Genomic DNA, 19,853 nt, shown 5'->3' with positions numbered 1-19,853 from the left:
GGCGCTTCAGGCGGCGTCTGCGTCGCCGAGCTGGTCCAGAACCTCGCGGGCCAGGGGGCGGGTCACCGGGCGATGCAGGGCGTCCAGCCGATCCACCACCTGCACGGCCATGTCCGCCGAACGGTCTAGGCGTCGCACCAGATAGTCGATGACGTCGTCGGCGGGGGCGATGCTGCGCTCTGCGAAGCGGGCGCGAAGAATGGCCGACAGCACCTTGTCATCCGGCGCCTCGACGGCCACGGCCCGCACCGCATCCAGACGCGAGCGCAGGTCGGGCAGGGCTGCTCGCCATCGCCGCGGGGCCGCCCGATCCACCAGCAGGAGGGCGCCGCCGGAGAGGTTCGCCAGATTGATCAGATGAAACAGGCTTTCATCATCCGCATCAGAGGCCGAGTCCAGCAGGACGGGGCGGCCTTCCAGCTCCAGGGGGTCGATCAGAGCCGCTTCCGCGCCGTGCAGGGGCAGGGCGCCGACCCGTTCGGCCCAGTCGGCGGCCAAACGGCTCTTGCCGGCTCCCGCGGGTCCATAGAGCGCCAGGACAGAACCCACGCCGTCCGGCCAGGCCGTCAGCACCCGCGTCGCCTCGGCGTTGCTGTCCGAGACGACGAAGGCGTCGCCTACGGGGCGTTCCAGCGGCAGACGCAGCTGTTCGGCGGGCTTTGGGCTCAGGGCGCTCGGCGCGGACATGGTTCTGTCATAGCAGAGGCCCGGTCGGCCTGTGTCAGAGCGGGCCTGTTGGTAATGGGGAGGGACGTCAGACCCTGTGGAGCGTTTCAGGCGAATTCGGCCAGGACGGGGTTCAGCTTGCCCGCCTTGAACTCGGTCACCTTGTAATCGGCCAGGCCGTGGACCTGGAAAGGATCGTCCTTCAGCAGGGTTTCCAGCGCCTCCTTCGTTCCGCCGCCACGGACGACGAGAATGCCGCCGGTGCGAGGAACCATAGGGCCGGCGGCGAGGATCAGGCCGCTGGCGACGTGTTGGTCCAGCCAGGCGCGGTGCTCGACCGTCTTTTGCTCAATGGCCTCGATCGGCTGGGTATAGGTGATGGTGACGATGAACATGGGCGCCTTCAGCTTTGACTGGAACCGCTATTGCGCGCCGCAGCGGGGTTTGCAACTGTTGAAACCTTGACTTTCCGGGGCGATGATGCGCCCTACGCCGCTTCGATTTCAGGCGCCGAAGGCGTCAGATTCCACCGCCAGATTTCCAGACGGTCTGTTCATGCACGCCTACCGCTCCCATACCTGCGGCGCCCTGCGCGCCTCCGACGCCGGTTCCGCCGTTCGCCTGTCCGGCTGGGTTCACCGGAAGCGCGACCACGGCGGCCTGCTGTTCATCGACCTGCGGGATCACTACGGCCTGACCCAACTGGTGCTGCACCCCGAGACGCCCGGCTTCGCGGCCGTCGAGCGCCTGCGCGCCGAGAGCGTGATCAAGGTGGACGGCGAGGTGGTCGCCCGCGACGCCTCGGTGGTGAACCCGAACCTGCCGACCGGCGAGATCGAGGTGCGGGTCCAGGGCGTCGAGGTTCTGTCGGAAGCCGCCGAACTGCCGCTGCCGGTCTTCGGCGAGCCGGAGTATCCGGAGGAGATCCGTCTCAAGCACCGCTACCTCGATCTGCGCCGTGAGACCCTGCACAAGAACATCGTGCTGCGCTCGCGCGTGATCCAGTCGATCCGCAACCGCATGTTCGACCAGGGCTTCCTGGAATATCAGACGCCGATCCTGACGGCCTCGTCGCCCGAGGGCGCGCGCGACTTCCTGGTGCCCAGCCGCCTGCACCCCGAGAAGTTCTACGCCCTGCCGCAGGCCCCCCAGCAGTTCAAACAGCTGCTGATGGTCTCGGGCTTCGACCGCTATTTCCAGATCGCGCCCTGCTTCCGCGATGAAGACCTGCGCGCCGACCGGTCGCTGGAGTTCTACCAGCTCGACGTCGAGATGAGCTTCGTGACCCAGGAAGACGTCTTCGCCGCCATCGAACCCGTCATGCACGGCGTCTTCGAAGAGTTCGGCGAGGGCAAGCCGGTCTCGCCCATCGACCAGACCCACACCTTCACCAACGACTTCGGTCAGAGCTTCGAACACAAGGGCTTCGAACGCCTGACCTACGCCCAGTCGATGGCCTGGTACGGCTCCGACAAGCCGGACCTGCGCAACCCGATCAAGATGCAGGTCGTGTCCGACCATTTCCGCGACGGCGGGTTCGGCCTGTTCGCCAAGATTCTGGGCGCGGACGAGAAGAACGCCGTCTGGGCCATTCCGGCGCCGACCGGCGGATCGCGCGCCTTCTGCGACCGTATGAACAGCTGGGCTCAGGGCGAGGGCCAGCCGGGTCTGGGCTATATCTTCTGGTCCGACGACCAGGGCGCCTGGGGCGGCCCCATCGCCAAGAACCTGGGTCAGGAGCCGACCGAGGCCCTGATGAAGTCCCTGGGCCTGGGCCAGGGCGACGCCGCCTTCTTCGTCGCCGGCCTGCCGTCGGCCTTCGCCAAGTTCGCCGGTCTGGCCCGCACACGCGTGGGCACGGAGCTGAAGCTGGTCGATGAGGACCAGTTCAAGTTCTGCTGGATCGTCGATTTCCCGATGTTCGAATGGTCCGAGGAAGAGAAGAAGGTCGACTTCAGCCACAACCCCTTCTCCATGCCCCAGGGCGGGCTGGAGGCCCTGGAGACCCAGGATCCGCTGACCATCCGCGCCTATCAGTACGACATCGTCTGCAACGGCTATGAGCTGTGCTCGGGCGCGATCCGGAACCACAAGGCCGAGATCATGCTGAAGGCCTTCGAAATCGCGGGCTACGACGCCTCGGTGGTCGAAGAGCAGTTCGGCGGCATGTTGAACGCCTTCCGCTTCGGCGCCCCGCCGCACGGCGGTCTGGCTCCCGGCATCGACCGGATCGTCATGCTGCTGGCCGGTCAGCAGGCCATCCGCGAGGTGATCGCCTTCCCGCTGAACCAGCAAGGCGAAGACCTGCTGATGAGCGCCCCGGCCACGGTGCAGGAGCGCCAGCTGAAGGAGCTGCATATCCGCACGGCCCCGCCGATCAAGGTCTGATCGGCCTATCTGAGCGAAAGAAAGGGCGCGCCGAGGCGCGCCCTTTTTCATTCGACCGCATTCAGCCGGGCGTCAGCGGTCTGCAGTCACGAAGTTGCGGACGCGCGGCGGCGCGGGCGGCGTCGGCGGCGCGGGAACGGCGCGGATGACGCGGATTGCGCCGCGGCAGGCCTGGGCCGTCAGACGGCCGGGAAGGCGGGTCGATCCATCGCCGCAGGCTTCCCGCACCTGATCCTGGGTCAGATTGCGCGCGCCGGACAAATCTGCGCCTCGAATATCGGTGCGCCGCAGGGAGGCGTCTCTGAAGTCGGCCCGGCTAAAGACGCCGCCGGTCAGCCGCGCGCCGTCCAGGCTGGAATCCCGGAAGGAGGCGCCGGTGAAGTCCCCGTGGGTCAGGTTGGAGGCGTTGATCTCGGCATCGCTGAAATCGGCCCCGGCGGCGCGGACATTGGCCAGGGTCGCGCCGAATAGCTCGCTGCCCGAAAAGTCGGCCTCGATCAGGGTGGCGCCGTTGAAATTGACCCCGTGCAACTCGCCTCCGGAAAGGTTGGCGCGGGAAAGGTTGGCGCGCACGAAGGAGGCGCCCTGGGCCTCTGCTCCCGTCAGGACGGCGTTTGCGAAGCTGGTGGAGGTGAAGTCGGCGCCGACGATCTCGACCCCGGTCAGATTGGCGCGGCTGAAGTCGCTGCCCGTGAAGTTCGACCCCACCATTTCCGCGCCACGCAGATTGGCGCCGACCAGGGTGGCGTTCATGAAGCTGGCGCCGGTGAAGGTCGCACCGGAAAGATTGCGCCCCGACAGCTCGCAGCGATTGCAGGATCCGCCGAGCGAGACTGACCGGGCCACGTCGCGATCTTGCACCGTCATCTCGACGCCGGCGAAGGCGGACGGCGCCAGCAGAAGGCCGCTCGCCGCAGCCAGGGCGGGCAAAAGGACCGAAAGGGTAGGGCGGATGATCTGTTTCACACCGCCTGAATGCCCTGAAACCGTGACCGGACCTACTTAAATCGAGGTAATTTCGTTAAATGCCGGCAAGATTGGCGGCCTTCAGCAGGCCGGAATACGCAGGCCGTGCGGCAGGACGGTGGAGCCGTCGCCGCAGGCTCGATTGAGCTGGCTCTGCGTCAGACCTGAGGCGCGCGACAGATCGGCGCCGGAGATATTGGTTCCCTGGAGCGTGGCCCCTGCGAAGTTCGCCCCTTGCAGATAGGCGCCGACGAAACTGGCGTTGGTCAGGTTCGCGCCTGAAAAGCTGGAGCCGGAAAAGACCCCGCCATAGGCGTCCACGTCGCGCAGATCGGCGTTGGAGAAGCGGGTGCGGTTCATCACGCTCAGGCTCAGGTCGGCTTGGCGCAGACGCGACCGCGACAGGTTCAGGCCCCGCGCCTCAAGCCCGGAAAAGTCGCCCTGAAAAAGGTTGCAGCCCGCGCAGGAAGCGCCCCGACGCACCGAAGCGATCTGACCGGCGTTCTGGGCCGAGGCGGGGACGGCCAGGGTCGCGAACAGGACGGCGGCGAGGGAAAGGGCGGTCAGGCGGGACATGGGGTCGCTCCGGCGAAGGCGTCGCATTGATCCTGAGCCTAGGGGCGACCCGTTAACTTAGCCCTGATCCCCGCCTTGCAGGGCCGGCGCCGCGCCGCAGGTGTCGCAGGTCCAGCCGGCGCCGCGTTGTTGCAGGCTGAAGTCCCCGCAGGAGGGACAGGCCGCCGCCTCTGTCTCGCCGCCTGGCCGAGGCTCCGTCTCCAGCTTGCGGCCGAAGGGCACGACGACCAGATTGTCCGGCGCCGAGCCGCGCGCGAACCCCTTGGATATAAAGCGTGCGGCGGGCACGGCCTCGCCGTCCTTGGGCTTTCCATCGCCCAATTCGCCCCAGTTTTGGCCCTCGCCCTGGGTGTGATCCGCCTGGGCGTTGGCCAGTTCCTGGCGGCTCAGATAGGAGACGCCCAGTTCGCGGAAGATGTAGTCGAGGATCGAGGTCGCCGAACGGATGGAATCATTGCCGGTGACCCGTCCCGCCGGCTCGAAGCGGGTGAAGACGAAGGCGTCGACGAACTCGTCCAGCGGCACGCCGTATTGCAGGCCGATCGAGATGGCGATGGCGAAGTTGTTCATCAGGCTGCGGAAGGCGGCGCCTTCCTTGTGCATGTCGATGAAGATCTCGCCCAATTCGCCGTCTTCATATTCTCCGGTGTGGATATAGACCTTGTGGCCGCCTACGGCCGCCTTTTGGATATAGCCCTTGCGACGGTCGGGCAGTTTGCGGCGGGCGCGTTCGCGTTCCACCACCCGTTCGATGATCCGCTCCTTGGGGGCGGGTGCGGCGGCGGTCTGGGGTGCGGCTTCGAAGCGCGGCGCAGGGTCGGTCTTGGGCAGGGTCAGCAGAGGGCCGGGGGGAGGCGCGGCGCGGTTCAGGCGGATGGCGCGCCGTCCGTGATCCGCCGCCTGGCTGAGCGTGCGCGCGGCCTGGGCGGCGGTGGCGCGCCAGTCGAGGGTTTCAAGCGCGATGTCGGGGGCGTCGCTGAAGGGTTCGAGCGCCAGACGCAGGCGACCCTCGAAGCCGGCGGGATCGGCGAGAAGGGCTGCGAGGTCGGTCGGCGCGCCCTCCCAATCCCTCAGATGACCATGGCCGAACACCCATTGAGCCGCAGCGGCCTCAGCCTCTTCGGGCACCCCCAGCAGGTTCAACAAGGGGCCGTCGCCGTCTTCCAGTCCCAGAACGTCGCGGATGAAGCCGGGGTCGAGGACGGGTGCGGTGAAGACGGCGTCGAAGCTTTCCGCAGCACCCAGAGCCTGTTCCACGGCGGCCAGTTCCACATCGGTGAAGCCGAAGGCGCGAAGCGCGGAATGATCCACGCCCGGCGCCTCGACCAGGGTGCGTCGGCCGAACAGGCGACGCTCGGCCGCCTGGACGTCCCCACCGCTGCGGACCAGGGCGGCGGCCAGGGCCGGGGCCAGGCGGCGACCGATCCCACCGTCTGCGGTCTCGAATAGATCGACGACGGCGGGCGCGCCCCGGCCGAGACGCAGGCGGGCCTCGGCGTCGTCAACGAACAGATCCACGGCGACGTGGCGGCGGGGACCGGACGTCCGATCCAGAATCTCGATCGCCTGGGCGGCGAGGGGAGAGGGATTGGCCGACAGCCGGTCGCGGCGCGCCTTTTCGACGTCGATGATCTGGGCCTTCAAACCCTCCCACTCGCCACAGGGACTGCGCAGCCGCGCCAGCTCGACCGAGGTTTGGACTGCGACCGACGCCGTCAGGGCGCCCAAGGCCTCGGCGCGGGCGGCGGGATCGCCGTCGAGCGGCGCCAGGGCGTCCAAAAGCCCCTCCAGTCCCAGCGCGAGCACGGCGTCGTCCGATTGGAGGTCCAGGGCCGTCACCCACAGACGAACCAGATCGGGCAGAAGATCGAACGTCCCATCGCTCAGGGTCGCGACCGCAGCCAGGTCGATCAGAACCCGATTGGCGGCGGGTTCGGCCAGAACCTCAGCGTCCCGCGGGTCGAAGACGACGACCAGGCCGCCGTCCAGGGCGGCCTCTGCAGCGGCCAGAACTTCAGGGGAGCCGGCGGCGGTCTGGGTCCGGTCGGCCAGGACCACCAGCTGGGCACCGTCCGCCAAGGGGCGAAGCGTCAGGCTGGGACGCTCACCATCGACGGCGCGCAGGATGTCGGCGTCGGTCGCCCCGCGGCCGCGGGCGGCGGCGGCGGCCCGGCCCAGCGCGGGATTTCGCATCGGGTCGGCGCAATCCCCCCGGGCCCCCTCGCAACGATCGACCGCGTCGGCGACGGCGCAGAGGGCGTCGGTCAGGGCCTCCGCTGATTGTCGCGCCAGCCGCTGGGTCGTCCGATCGGCCCTGTGGGCGGAAAGCCGGGCGGCGGCGGATGGATCGGCGAGGTCGACGACGCCGGCCGTTGCCGCGTGTCCCACCGGGGTCGCCAGGCCGAGCTGCATCGTAGCCGCCAGCTCCGCCGCAAAGGCGCCCGCCGCCTTGGTGTCGGCAAAGACGCCCTCGGCCAATCCCTTGGCCGCCAAACGCCCAGCCCAGGCGTCCGGCGCGCCGTTCAGCCAGCCGCCTGCGACGGACGGCGGGGGCGAGAGCGAATCGCCCCAGTCCAGCCAGGCTTCGATCCGGGCGTCGGACCAGCCGGCGGGCGCCAGAACCTCCTGGACCAGGAAGGGGCGCTCTATGGCGCGGGTCTCCATCGCGACCCGCACGGCGCGAGCGACGAAGCCGGATTGAAAGCGCATAAACCGCATCTCCCCTTAGAGCTGGCGCCAGATTACGGTGTCGCGATGACCCGCGCTACTAGATGTAGTCGTTATCAACCGCTGAATTCGCGGTGGATCATGCCGCCCGACCCCAGGGATCGCACCCAGGGGCGGTGGCGGCCGAAGCCTGGACGGGAACACCCGTCGGGGGAGGAGAAATCGAGAAGGGGCGACATCTCGCCGCTTGCGGTGACTGAGCCTCCTGTGTCATGTAACCGATTACATTTGTTATCGACGGACCTTCGATAAGTGGGCCGGCACGATGAACGCTCAGAGAGGAAACCGTGGACGTCTCCACCCCGTCAGCCGTTAACGGACATGCGCCGGCCGCCAAGGCCGCCACGATCCGTGACGTGGCGGAGCGGGCGCAGGTGTCCGTCGCCTCAGTGTCGCGCGTGCTTAACGGCTCTGACGCCATCACGGAATCGACCCGGCGTCGGGTGCTCGATGCGGTCGAATATCTCCGGTATGTGCCTCACGTCGGCGCCCGCAGCCTGTCTACCAGTCGGACCGACACGATCGGCGTCATCCTGCCGGACCTGTACGGCGAGTTCTTCTCCGAGCTGATCCGCGGCATGGATTTAGCCGCCCGCGCGCACGGCAAACATCTGATCGTATCCAGCTCCCACGGCGATACCGAGGAAACCCTGGCCGCCCTGCGATCGATGCGCGGTCGGGTCGATGGAATGATCGTCCTGTCGCCCCATCTGCGCGCCGCCAACCTGGCCGCCGACGTGGCGGGCCGCATGCCGGTGGTGTTGATGAACGGCGGCCTGGACGAGGCGGGCCGCCCCTCCATCGCGATCGACAATCACGGGGCGGCCGTCACGGCGGTCGAGCATCTGCGCGCGACGGGCCGGCGCCGCATCGCCCACATTCGGGGCGCGGCCGGAAACCTGGAGGCGGACATCCGCGCCGAAGGCTACGCCAGCGCCCTGGTCGACCAGGAACCGATCATCGTCGAGGGCGATTTCACCCAGGCGGCCGGGCATCGCGCCGCCACCCGGTTGCTGGCTCTGGACCAGCGCCCCGACGCGGTGTTCGCGGCCAACGACATGATGGCCCTGGGCGCCATGCTGGCCTTCCAGGAGGCGGGCGTGCGCTGCCCTGAGGACGTGGCCGTGATCGGATTCGACGACGTGCCGCTGGCGGCCCTGGTCCGGCCGACCCTGACTACGTTGAGAGTGAATATTGCGGAAATGGGCCGAAGGGGCGTGGAGCGCCTGATCGGCCTGGTCCAGGCCGGCCCGAACGGGGCGCCGGATTCCGCCTGCGAAATCGTTCGGCCGCTCCTGGTCGAACGACAATCCACCGCGGCGGCTGAAACCGCCGGGTCGACCACCGTCAATCCAACCGCACAGCCGTTGTGAAACGGGCCCATCAGGAGGGGAAAACAGGATGAGAAAGTTCAATACACGCAGCACCGCCTTGGCGGCCGCGTCGGCTCTGGCCATCGCGGCCGGTTTCGCTGGGGCGGCGACCGCGCAAAACGCAACGACTACGCTCCGCGGCGCCGTTTACGACGGCGCGACCGCTGAAGCCGGCGCGCAAGTCACAGCCACGGAAGTGGCGACCGGCTATGTGGCGCGCGCCCGCGTCGGCGCCGACGGCCGCTACGTCTTTTCCGGTCTCCGTCCCGGCACTTATCGCGTTCAAGTGACCAGCGCGGACGGCCAGACGGCTGAAGAAACCGTCACCCTGGCCCTGGGCCAGGTCGGCACGCTCAATCTGGACGTCGCCGCCGCTTCGACCGCGCCCGCGACCAGCGGCGCGACCGAGCTGGGCGACATCGTCGTGACCGGCCGTCGGGTGTTTGAAGTCCGCACGCCCGAAGTCGCCACCAATGTGACCCAGCAGCAGATCAACAACCTGCCGCAGATCAGCCGCAACTTCCTGAACTTCGCCGCCCTGGCCCCCGGCTTGCGTGTTCGCGAAGACGATACGGAGCGGACCATTTCGGCCGGTGGTCAGACGGCTCAGGCCATCAACGTCTTCATCGACGGTCAGAACCGAAAATCCCTGATCAACGACGGCGGCGTGGCTGGTCAGGACGACAGCCGCGGCACCCCTTTCCCGCAGGGCGCGGTTCAGGAGTTCCGCGTCATCAGCCAAAACTTCAAGGCTGAGTATGAACAGGCCGGTTCGGCCATCATTACGGCCGTGACCCGCTCTGGCACGAACGAGTTCCACGGTGACGCCTTCGTCTTCTATCAGGATCCCGACTGGATCGCTCAGGATGAGATTTCGGAACGTCGTGGAGCCGAGAAGGCGCCGCTGAAGCGACTGCAATACGGCGCCAGCCTGGGTGGCCCGATCATCCAGGATCGTCTGCACTTCTTCGGCGCCTACGAGCGCAAGGATGAGGACCGGATTTCGCAGTCCTTCCTGAACCGCACGGAATACAATGACTTCTTCGCCGCCGATCTGGGCACAACCTCGACGCCGTATGAACAGGACATCTTCTTCGGCAAGCTGTCGTGGCAGATCAACGACCGGCAGCGTCTGGAACTCAGCGCCGAGTACAAGACCGAAGAGGATATCCGTGGGCCAGCGGCCAGAACGCCCCCAGCCGCGCGGCGCGCAACAGCGGTGAGAACAAGGCGTTCAACCTGCGTCACCAATACCAGGGCGATCGCTTCCTGAATGAGTTCGCGATCGATTACCTGCAGTCCAGCTATGAGCAGTCGGTGATCAACGGCGGCGACTACGGCCGCCGGTATGTCATCTTCCGGGACGACAGTCCGACGACGCCCGGCTTCCAGTACAGCATCAACAACCGCGAGGCGACGGTCTTCACGGCTGGCGGTCGCGCGGACTCTCAGTTCCTGGAGCAGAAGAGCACGACGATCCGGAACGACCTGACTATCCCCGACCTGTCCTGGATGGGTACCCACACCATCAAGATGGGTGCGAAGTATTCGATGCAGAATTACTTCGTGCAGAAGGACTTCGGCCGCAACCCGACCTTCACCTACGACATCGAGGCGCGTCCTGAAATCAACGGAAGCCGAACCATTCCGGTCTCTGTTGACCTCGGCGTGGCCGTTCCTCCCGCTGACGCTGACAACAATGTCATCGGACTGTACATTCAGGACGACTGGCAGATCACCGACAAGCTGGAACTGAACCTAGGCATCCGCTGGGACTACGAGGACAACGCGGTCAACAACGACTACCGGACGCCGGACTCCATTCGGAACATGCTGGCGGCGATTCAGAACCTGCCGAGCTACGATTTCCCGTCCTACTTCAATCCGGCTGACTATATTTCCGACGGTGATCGTCCTGCTTTCAAGGACGCCTTCCAGCCTCGCTTCGGCTTCTCCTATGACGTTTTCGGCGACGAACGCACTGTGCTGTTCGGCGGTGCAGGGCGCTATTACGACCGGATCGGCTTCAACTTCGCCTTCGATGAACGGTTCAAGCCGTTCCAGTTCAACAAGACTATCTACTTCTCCAACACCGGCGGCCTCGTCGGGGGGCAGCAGACGGTAGCCTGGAACCCAGCCTATCTGACGCCGGCCGGCCTTGATCCGCTGCTGGCCGCGTCGCCGGGCGCCGGAGAGGTCTTCCTTGTCAAGAACAACTTCGAACCGCCGCGCACCGATCAGTTCAATATCGGCGTGCGCCAGAAGTTCGGCCAATGGCAGACGGCCCTTACATTCGCGGCCGGTCATACGGAGGGTGAATCTGCTTGGTACATCGCCAACGCCCTGACCGAGACGGGTGGTCGCTTCAACGGACCGTCGCCCACCTCGGTCGGCTTCCCGCAGTTCCGGAACACCATCTTCTTCCAGAACACGGACAAGGAACGCGACTATAAAGCGATCTATTTGACCGCTGATAAGCCGTACAACGCTCAGGACGGCTGGGGCTTCAATCTGGCCTACACCTATATGGACGCGACCCAGAACGGCAGCCGTGACAACGGATATGCGGCCTTCGACTTCGACTACAATGTCCCCAGCCAATCGCCGGAATATCGATCGGCGACGGACGAGCGGCACCGCATCGTCGCCTCGGGCACCCTGGGTCTGCCGGCCGATTTCCTGCTGTCCGGCATCGTGACCTTGGGTTCAGGCCTGCCGTATAATGTTTTCAACTGCCCTGACGCGCCGGCGGGTGGTCCCAACATCTGCTGGAATGCCGGGAACCCCGAAAAGCGCGCCTTCCTGCCGGGCCTGAACTTCGCCTATCGGCAAGTGGATCTGCGCTTGACGAAGGCCTTCGAAGTGTTTGGCGGACAGCGAGTGGAGTTCATTGCTGACGCCATCAACCTGTTCAACTTCACCAACTACAGCTCGTTCGAAGGCAGCTACACCAGCCCGCGCTTCGGCGCTGGCACCGGAGTCTTCACGCCGACCCGCAGCTTCCAGGTCGGTCTGCGCTACTCCTTCTAACCACCCTGAGCCTGGGCCGCCTTCCGCTTGCGTGGAAGGCGGCCTTCATTTTTCAGATATTCAGTGAGCGTGCCTATGAACCGCCGAGACTTCCTGATGCGAACCACGGCAGGGGCTGCGGCCCTGGCGGTCGGGGGCCTCGTTGTGGGCGAGGCGGCGGCGCAGCAGGCGGTCACTGGGGCGGTAAACGGCACGCAGCGCCGGCCTCTGCGGCTGGACCGCGAGGTCGATGAGCTTCAGGAACGCACCTTCCGCTGGTTCGAAAAGGTCACGGACCGGGCCACCGGCCTGACGCCCGATCGCTGGCCCAGCAAATCCTTCTGCTCTATTGCGGCGGTCGGTTTCGCCCTGACCTGCTGGCCCATCGGCGTCGAACGCCGCTGGATGAGCCGGGCCGAGGCGCGCGAGCGGACCCTGACCACCGTCCGCTATTTCCACAGCCTGCCCCAGGGGCCGGAGCCGACCGGCACGGCGGGGCACAAGGGCTTCTTCTATCATTTCCTCGACATGGAGACCGGCCACCGCTACCGGACCAACGAGCTGTCGACCGTGGACACGGCCCTGCTGATGGCCGGCATGTTGTTCGCCGCCCGCTATTTCGACGGCGACCACCCGGACGAGGTCGAGATCCGCAGCCGGGTCCAGGCCCTGTATGAACGGATCGAATGGGACTGGGCCGTCGTGCGCGACAATCGGATCACCATGGGCTGGCACCCCGAGACCGGCTTCATCCCGTCGGACTGGCACGTCTATAACGAGGGCATGCTGGTGCTGCTGCTGGCCATCGGCAGCCCGACCCATCCGGTCTCGGTCAATGTCTGGCACGAATGGGCCGCCAGCTATGACGAGAGCTGGACCGACCGCTGGGGCAGTTGGCACCTGAATTTCGCGCCGATCTTCGGCCACCAGTACAGCCATATGTACGTCGACTTCCGCGGAATTCAGGACGCTTGGATGCGCGGTCAGACGGCTCAGCTGGGCGAACATCTCGACTATTTCGAAAACAGCCGCCGCGCCGTCTACGCCCAGCAGAAATACGGCCACGACAACCCGGGCCAGTGGGTCGGCTATTCGTCCGAGACCTGGGGCCTGACGGCCTGCGACGGGCCGGGCGATTTCAAACAGACGATCAACGGCGTCGAGCGCGAGTTCTTCAGCTATTCAGCGCGCGGCCCCGGCGACCGCGACGACGGCACCATCGCTCCCACGGCGGCGGCCAGCTCCATCGCCTTCGCGCCCGAGATCGTCGTGCCCTGCATCAAGGCGATGAAGAGCCGGTTCGGCGCGGGCATCTATACCGAATGGGGCTTCCTCGACAGCTTCAACCCGACCCTGACCCAGCGCGACGGGCCCTTGCAGCACGGCAAGATCATTGACGGCGTGGGCTGGGTCGCCGACGACTATCTGGGCATCGACCAGGGGCCCATCGTCGGCATGACCGAGAACCATCGTTCCGACTTCATCTGGCGCTACATGCGCGGCGAGCCGCACATCCGTAAGGCTCTGGAGACAGCGGGCTTCACCGGCGGCTGGCTGAACGCATGACCTCTGGCCCGCACAGACGCGGGGCCCTGGCGCTGCTGGCGGGCGGGGCGGCGGCGGCCTGCACGCCGCGTCGTGACGGCGAGACCGTGCTGCGCTTCTGGGCCATGGGCAATGAGGGCGGGACGGTGGGCCAGCTGATGCCCGAGTTCGAGCGGCGCAATCCCGGCGTCCGCGTCGCGGTCCAGCCCCTGCCTTGGACGGCGGCGCATGAGAAGCTGCTGACAGCCTATGCTGGCGGCTCCCTGCCGGACGTCAGCCAGATCGGCAATACCTGGGTGTCGGAACTGACCGCCATCGGCGCCCTGTCGCCGACCCCACCGGCCGCCGCTGACCTGCTGACCGATCAGTTCAACGCGGTGCTGGAGACCAATGAGGTGGCCGGCCGGGCCATGACCACGCCCTGGTACGTCGATACGCGTCTGCTGTTTTATCGCACCGACCTTCTGGCCCGCGCGGGCTTCGGCGCGCCGCCTCGGACCTGGGCCGAGTGGAAGCGGGCCATGCACGGGATCAAGCGCGTGGCGGGCGGCGACAACTACGCCATCCTGCTTCCGTTGAACGAGTTCGAGCAGCTTCTGACCTTCGGCCTTCAGACCGAGGAGCCCTTGCTGCGGGACAGGAATACGCGCGGCAACTTCTCCAACCCTGGCTTCATCGCGGCCCTGGCCTTCTATCGCAGCCTGTTCGCCGAGGGCCTGGCGCCCCTGGCGTCGGCGGCGCAGATCTCCAACGTCTGGACCGAGTTCGCGCGCGGCTATTTCAGCTTCTACTTCTCCGGCCCGTGGAGCGTGGGCGATTTCCGCAGCCGTCTGCCGACGTCGTTTCAGTCCAGCTGGGCCACGGCGGGCGTGCCGGGGCCGAACGGCCTGGGCGCCTCGGCGCCGGGCGGCTCCAGCCTGGCGGTCTTCCAATCCTCGCCGCATCAGGAGGCGGCCTGGGCCCTGGTCCGCTATCTGTCCGAGCCGGCGGTGCAGGCTCGGTTCAACACCATCGTCGGCGATCTTCCGGCGCGGAAGAGCGCCTGGGACATCGCCCAGGTCGAGCGCGACCCTATGCTGGCGCCCTTCCGGGGCCAGTTGGAACGCGCCAAGGCCGTGCCCAAGGTTCCCGAATGGGAGCGGATCGTGACAGAGATGCAGATCGTCGCCGAACGGATGGTGCGCGGCGAATATACGCCCGAGACTGCGGCGGCCGAGATCGATCGCCGTGCTGATCGACTGCTGGAGAAGCGCCGCTGGATGATGGAGCAGGGCAGGGCCGTATGACCGTCGCCGATCCGACATTGGTCCAGCCGAGACCGTCGCGTGGCCTCGCAGCCCGCGAACGCGCCGCCTGGGGCTTCGTCGCCCCGGCCATGATCGCCATCGGCCTGTTCTTCGCCCTTCCGGTGATCGCAGCCCTGCTGCTCAGCCTGACCGACTTCGACATCTACGCCCTGGCGGACCTCGACAATCTGCGCTTCGTCGGTCTGCAGAACTACGAGCGGCTGATGACCAATCCGCTGTTCTGGGGGGCGATGAAGAACACCCTGACCTTCGCGGTCCTGGGCGTGCCCCTGTCCATCGCGGCCTCCCTGGCGGCGGCGGTGGTCCTGAACGCGCGGGTGGTGAAGTGGCGGCCGATCTGGCGGGTCATGTTCTTCGCCCCCTATGTCACCACCCTGGTCGCGACGGCGGTGGTCTGGCGCTATCTGCTGCACACCCGCTACGGCGTCATCAACTGGGGGCTGGAGAGCATCGGCCTGCCCGCCGTCGACTGGCTGGGCCAGCCCTCGACCTCCATTCCCGCCATCCTGATGTTCGTGGTCTGGAAGATCTTCGGCTACAATATGCTGATCTTCCTGGCCGTGCTTCAGACCGTGCCGGACGACCTGTACGAGGCCGCCCGCATCGACGGCGCCGGGCCGTGGAAACAGTTCCGCCACGTCACCCTGCCGGCCATCGCCCCGACCATGCTGCTGGTCTCGATCATCTCGGTCGCCAGCTTCTTCCAGCTGTTCGCCGAACCCTATGTCATGACCCAAGGCGGCCCGGCCCAGAGCACGGTGACGGTGCTGTATTTCATGTACGAGGAAGGCTTCAAATGGTGGAACCTGGGCTCCGCCAGCGCGGTCGCCTTCGTCCTGTTCCTGTGCATCCTGGCCATCACCCTGGTGCAGCTGGCCGTGGCCAAGCGGGTGGGGGCGTACCAGTGATGGGGTTGTCCTGCCGTCAGTCTCGCGCTCTGAGAGTTCGTCATCCTCGCCCCTGTGGCGAGGATCCAGACTCCCGGTGTGTCCGCAGTATGCTCCCCCTTCAAACACCGGGAGTCTGGATCCTCGGGACAAGCCCGAGGATGACGGGAATGGAGGCGGTGCGATGAAGATCAGGAGCCTCCTCCTCAACCTCGCCGTCGCCGCGATTGCCCTCATCGTCCTTTTCCCGCTGGTCTGGATGGCGTCGGTCAGCTTCATGCCGACCGGTGAGGCCGCGACCTTCCCGCCGCCCCTGGTCCCGTCGCGCTGGACGCTGGAGCACTATCAGGACCTGTTCCTGAACCAGGGCATGGGCCGCTATCTGTGGAACAGTTTCGCCCTGGCGACCCTGGCGACGCTTCTGGCGCTCAGCTTCACCGTCCCGGCCGGCTACGCCTTCGCCAAGCTGAAGTTCACGGGGCGCGAACGCCTGTTCCAGTTCCTGGTCGCCGCCCTGGTGGTGCCGGCCCAGATCGGCACCCTGCCGCTGTTTCTGATGCTGAAGGGGATGGGGCTGGTGAACACCTACGCCGGCGCCCTGGTGCCCTGGCTGGCCTCGATCTTCGGCCTGTTCCTGGTGCGCCAGTATGCGCTGAGCATTCCCGACGAAATGCTGGAGGCGGCCCGCATCGACGGGGCCAGCGAAGGCCAGATCTTCCGCCGCATCGTCCTGCCGACGCTGCAGCCGATCATCGTTACCCTGGGCCTGTTCGTCTTTCTGGGCAGCTGGAACGACTTCCTGTGGCCGTTGATCATCCTGACGGACCAGTCGAACTACACCCTGCCTGTCGCCCTGGCGGCGCTCTCTCGCGAACATGTCCAGGATGTCGAACTGATGATGGCAGGCGCGGTCGTCACGGTCGCGCCTGTGCTGATCCTCTTCCTCGCCCTGCAACGCTACTACATCCGCGGCATGCTCGCGGGCAGCGTGAAGGGGTAAATTTCTCGTCTCTCTACGCCGTCATCCTCGCCCTTGTGGCGAGGATCCAGACTCCCGGTGCGGCCGCCCTATGCACCCCGTCCAATACCGGGAGTCTGGATCCTCGGGACAAGCCCGAGGATGACGCGGAGAGGGAAAGCTGGAGTCATCCAATGCGTATCCTGACCTCCATCCTCGCACTCAGCGCCGCCCTCATGGCCGTCCCCGCCGTCGCCCAGGACACGCGCGTTCTCGACAGCATGGACGACGCCTCGCGGTGGCAGGCCAGCGTCTCGACCGACGTCCACGCCGCCGTCTCCGCCGTCGCGGGGCATGACGGTCGGGCCGTGCGGCTCGATTATGATTTCGACGGCAAGGCGGGCTATGCGGTGCTCAGCCGGCCGCTGCCGTTCGACCTGCCTGACAACTACGAGATCAGCTTCTGGGTGCGCGGCGCCGGGCCGGTCAACACGTTCGAGGTCAAGCTGACCGACGCCTCGGCCGAGAACGTCTGGTGGAGACAGACGGCGCGCTACGACTTCCCCGACGGCTGGACGAAGTTCGTGATCAAACGCCGCCAGGTGTCCAAGGCCTGGGGGCCCAGCCCCGAGACGGTGCTGCGCCGCGCCGAACGGGTCGAGTTCGTCGTGGTGGCGGCCGAGGGCGGCAAGGGCGCGGTCGAGATCGATCAACTGAGCCTGCGCGCCCTGCCGGTCGAGCCCCTCGCGCCGCCCCAGCCGATCGCCGCCGATGGGCGGGCGCAGACGACGGCCGCCAACGCCGTCGACCTGGACCCGAAGACCGCCTGGACCCCGCCTGTGGGCGAGCCGTCGGCCCTGACCCTGGATCTGGGATACGAACGCGAGTTCGGCGGCCTGACCCTGCGCTGGGGCGAGCGGGGCGCGGCGGCGGACTATAGGATTTCAGCGTCTCTCGACGGACGCGACTGGCGTGAGCTGACATCCGTGAAGGGCGGCAACGGCGGCGTCGACTGGCTGCGCACGCCCGAGACGAGCGCCCGCTGGCTGCGGCTGGAGCCGCTGAAGCCGGTCCCCGCCTCGGACGTCGTCGGCTCGTCCGGCGCCGGCCAGCGGCTGGGCGCGGGGCAGGCGACGACCTATGCGCTGAACGAGATCGAGGTCGAACCCCTGGCCTTCGGCGAGGACGCCACGGCCTTCGTCGAGGCGGTGGCCAAGGAGAACCTGCGCGGCCTCTATCCGCGCGGCTTCTTCGGCGAACAGCCCTACTGGACCCTGGTCGGCGTGGACGGCGGCGGCGAGAGCGGCCTGATCGGCGAGGACGGCGCCATTGAACTGCGCCGCGCGGGCCCCAGCATCGAACCCTTCGTCGTCGATAACGGCCGGCTGATCACTTGGGCCGACGTCAATATCGAACAGGGGCTGAAGGACGGCGATCTGCCCATTCCCTCGGTAACCTGGATCGCCGACGACTGGACGCTGAAGATCACCAGCTTCGCCGTCGGAACGCCGGACCAGGCGCGGCTGTGGGGCCGTTATGACCTGACCAACACCTCCAACCGGCCGCGCAGCCTGACCCTGGCCCTGACGGCGCGGCCGTTCCAGGTGAATGGGCCGGTGCAGTTCCTGGCCATTCCGGGGGGCGTGGCGCCGGTCGAGCGGATCGCCTGGGACGGCGCGAGCCTGACGCTGAACGACGACGTCCGGGTCCAGCCCCTGACCGCGCCGGACGCTGTGGCGGCTTCGAGCTTCGACGCCGGGGCCGATCCTCAATCATTGATTTTGCCGACGGCGCGACGGCCCGCCGGTGAGCCGGTCGCCGTCTCCGACGCCGCGGACCTGCCGGCCGGCGCCCTGCTGTACGAGGTGACGCTTCAGCCTGGCGAGACGCGTACCTTCGGCTTCCTGTCGCCCTTGTCGGGCGAGACGCCCCAGCCGCAGGCCGGGCAGGGCGTCGCCGCTCTGGATCAGGCCGAGCAGGCGCTGGCGGCGGAGTGGCGCGAGAAGCTGGACCGGGTGGACCTGACCCTGCCGCCCGCCGCCCAAAGGATCGAGGATGCTTTGAAATCCTCACTGGCCCATATGTTGATGTCGCGTCAGGGGCCGATCCTCCAGCCCGGCACCCGCAGCTACAACCGTTCCTGGATCCGCGACGGGGCCATGATGGCCGAGGGGCTGAACCGGCTGGGCATGGCCGAGCACTCTGCCGACTATCTGCGCTGGTACGCCCCCTACGTCTTTGAAAACGGCAAGGTTCCCTGCTGCGTCGACGCGCGGGGCGCCGATCCGGTGCCCGAGAACGACAGCCACGGCGAGTTCATCTTCCTGGCCGCCGAGACCTATCGCTACACCGGCGACGAGGCTCTGCTGCGTCAGGTCTGGCCCCAGGTCCAGAAGGCGATCGCCTATATGGACGAACTGCGCGCCTCCACCCGCACCGCCGCCTTCCAGGCCCCAGACCAGCGCCACCTGTACGGTCTGCTGCCCCCGACGATCAGCCACGAGGGCTATTCGGACAAGGCGGCCTATTCCTACTGGGACGATTTCTGGGGCCTGCTGGGCTACAAGGACGCCGTCTTCATCGCCGAGACTTTAGGCGACGCCGAGGCCGCCGCCCGCTACGCCGCCGCGCGGGATCAGTTCGCCGCCGACATCCGCGCCTCGATCGTCGCGACGGCCGCTCACCACGACATCGACTGGATCGCCGGCGCCGCCGACCGGGGCGATTTCGACGCCACCTCGACCACCATCGCCCTGTCTCCGGCGGGCGAGAAGGATAATCTTCCACCGAAACTTCTAGCGAGAACCTTCGACCTCTATTGGGAAAACTTCCAGAACCGGCTGACCAATCGCACGGGGTGGAAGGACTACACCCCCTACGAATGGCGGCTGGTCGGCGCCTATGTGCGGCTGGGCCAGAAGGACCGCGCCCTGGCGGTGCTGGACTTCCTGATGGCCGACCGCCGGCCCGAGGCCTGGAACGGCTGGGCCGAGGTGGTGGGGCGCGACAAGCGCGAGCCGCGCTTCATCGGTGACATGCCCCACGCCTGGATCAGCTCCGACTATATCCGCTCGGCTCTGGACCTGTTCGCCTACGAGCGGGACCGCGACCACGCCCTGGTGCTGGCGGCGGGCGTGCCTCAGGTTTGGCTGGATACGGCCCAGGGCGTGGGGGTGAAGGATCTGCGCACTGCCTATGGGGCGCTGACCTACGCCTATCGCAAACAGGGGGCGGCCTATGTGCTGACCTTGGGCGAGGGCGCGACGCCGCCGGGGGGCTATGTGCTGCAATGGCCGGCGGGCGAGGGGCGGCCGGAGCGGGTGCGCATCGACGGGCGGGCCGCGCAATGGACCGATGACGAGCTGGCGATCCCGGCAGGCGCGCGACGGGTGGAGATGCGCTGACGAAAGGTCTTCCTTCTCCCATTGGGAGAAGGTGGCCCGGAGGGCCG

Annotated in this window: 13 protein-coding genes and 1 pseudogene; 9 read left to right on the top strand and 5 right to left on the bottom strand. The window is 67.0% G+C overall.

Annotation, left to right across the window (positions count from 1 at the left end):
* Positions 1 to 6: 6 nt before the first annotated feature.
* Positions 7 to 687: a hypothetical protein gene (locus JL11_RS13645; RefSeq protein ID WP_054766130.1), complete on the bottom strand. Its 681-nt coding sequence runs from the start codon at positions 685 to 687 to the stop codon at positions 7 to 9.
* An 86-nt stretch (positions 688 to 773) separates the two neighbouring features.
* Complete coding sequence (locus JL11_RS13640) at positions 774 to 1,061, bottom strand: YciI family protein (protein WP_054766129.1); 288 nt, start codon at positions 1,059 to 1,061, stop codon at positions 774 to 776.
* A gap of 160 nt (positions 1,062 to 1,221) precedes the next feature.
* On the opposite strand from JL11_RS13640, the gene aspS reads away from it, so the two are divergent.
* Positions 1,222 to 3,054, top strand: a complete 1,833-nt coding sequence (gene aspS, locus JL11_RS13635; protein ID WP_054766128.1) for an aspartate--tRNA ligase — start codon at positions 1,222 to 1,224, stop codon at positions 3,052 to 3,054.
* Positions 3,055 to 3,126: 72 nt separating this feature from the next.
* Here the strand turns inward: aspS and JL11_RS13630 are convergent, their stop codons facing one another.
* The 3 genes from JL11_RS13630 to JL11_RS13620 form a co-directional block, all read right to left on the bottom strand.
* Complete coding sequence (locus JL11_RS13630) at positions 3,127 to 4,020, bottom strand: pentapeptide repeat-containing protein (RefSeq protein ID WP_054766127.1); 894 nt, start codon at positions 4,018 to 4,020, stop codon at positions 3,127 to 3,129.
* 81 nt (positions 4,021 to 4,101) lie between these two features.
* A complete protein-coding gene (locus JL11_RS13625; RefSeq protein WP_054766126.1) occupies positions 4,102 to 4,596 on the bottom strand; it encodes a pentapeptide repeat-containing protein in 495 nt (164 codons plus the stop codon).
* 57 nt (positions 4,597 to 4,653) lie between these two features.
* Positions 4,654 to 7,305, bottom strand: a complete 2,652-nt coding sequence (locus JL11_RS13620) for a TSCPD domain-containing protein (RefSeq protein ID WP_054766125.1) — start codon at positions 7,303 to 7,305, stop codon at positions 4,654 to 4,656.
* Positions 7,306 to 7,610: 305 nt separating this feature from the next.
* Between JL11_RS13620 and JL11_RS13615 the strand changes: the two genes are divergently transcribed.
* The 8 genes and pseudogenes from JL11_RS13615 (at position 7,611) to JL11_RS13580 (ending at position 19,806) form a co-directional block, all read left to right on the top strand.
* Entirely contained in the window at positions 7,611 to 8,696 is a 1,086-nt protein-coding gene (locus JL11_RS13615; protein WP_197273308.1) for a LacI family DNA-binding transcriptional regulator, read from the top strand.
* Positions 8,697 to 8,724: 28 nt separating this feature from the next.
* Positions 8,725 to 9,648, top strand: a pseudogene (locus tag JL11_RS18265) (carboxypeptidase regulatory-like domain-containing protein); the annotation flags it as partial.
* A 155-nt stretch (positions 9,649 to 9,803) separates the two neighbouring features.
* Entirely contained in the window at positions 9,804 to 11,726 is a 1,923-nt protein-coding gene (locus JL11_RS17755) for a TonB-dependent receptor domain-containing protein (RefSeq protein ID WP_197273307.1), read from the top strand.
* A 75-nt stretch (positions 11,727 to 11,801) separates the two neighbouring features.
* Positions 11,802 to 13,271 carry a glucoamylase family protein gene (locus tag JL11_RS13600; protein WP_054766122.1) on the top strand — a complete coding sequence of 490 codons (1,470 nt, stop codon included), beginning with the start codon at positions 11,802 to 11,804 and terminating at the stop codon, positions 13,269 to 13,271.
* Complete coding sequence (locus JL11_RS13595) at positions 13,268 to 14,536, top strand: sugar ABC transporter substrate-binding protein (protein WP_054766121.1); 1,269 nt, start codon at positions 13,268 to 13,270, stop codon at positions 14,534 to 14,536. The genes JL11_RS13600 and JL11_RS13595 overlap by 4 nt, the downstream gene beginning before the upstream one ends.
* A complete protein-coding gene (locus JL11_RS13590) occupies positions 14,533 to 15,465 on the top strand; it encodes a carbohydrate ABC transporter permease (protein WP_054766120.1) in 933 nt (310 codons plus the stop codon). Before JL11_RS13595 ends, JL11_RS13590 begins: the two co-directional genes overlap by 4 nt.
* A 163-nt stretch (positions 15,466 to 15,628) precedes the next feature.
* Complete coding sequence (locus tag JL11_RS13585) at positions 15,629 to 16,444, top strand: carbohydrate ABC transporter permease (protein ID WP_054766119.1); 816 nt, start codon at positions 15,629 to 15,631, stop codon at positions 16,442 to 16,444.
* A gap of 152 nt (positions 16,445 to 16,596) precedes the next feature.
* Entirely contained in the window at positions 16,597 to 19,806 is a 3,210-nt protein-coding gene (locus JL11_RS13580) for a discoidin domain-containing protein (protein WP_054766118.1), read from the top strand.
* Positions 19,807 to 19,853: the final 47 nt, after the last annotated feature.

Source organism: Brevundimonas sp. DS20, from assembly GCF_001310255.1.
Lineage (GTDB): Bacteria > Pseudomonadota > Alphaproteobacteria > Caulobacterales > Caulobacteraceae > Brevundimonas > Brevundimonas aurantiaca.
This window is presented reverse-complemented; position numbering and strand designations above follow the sequence as displayed.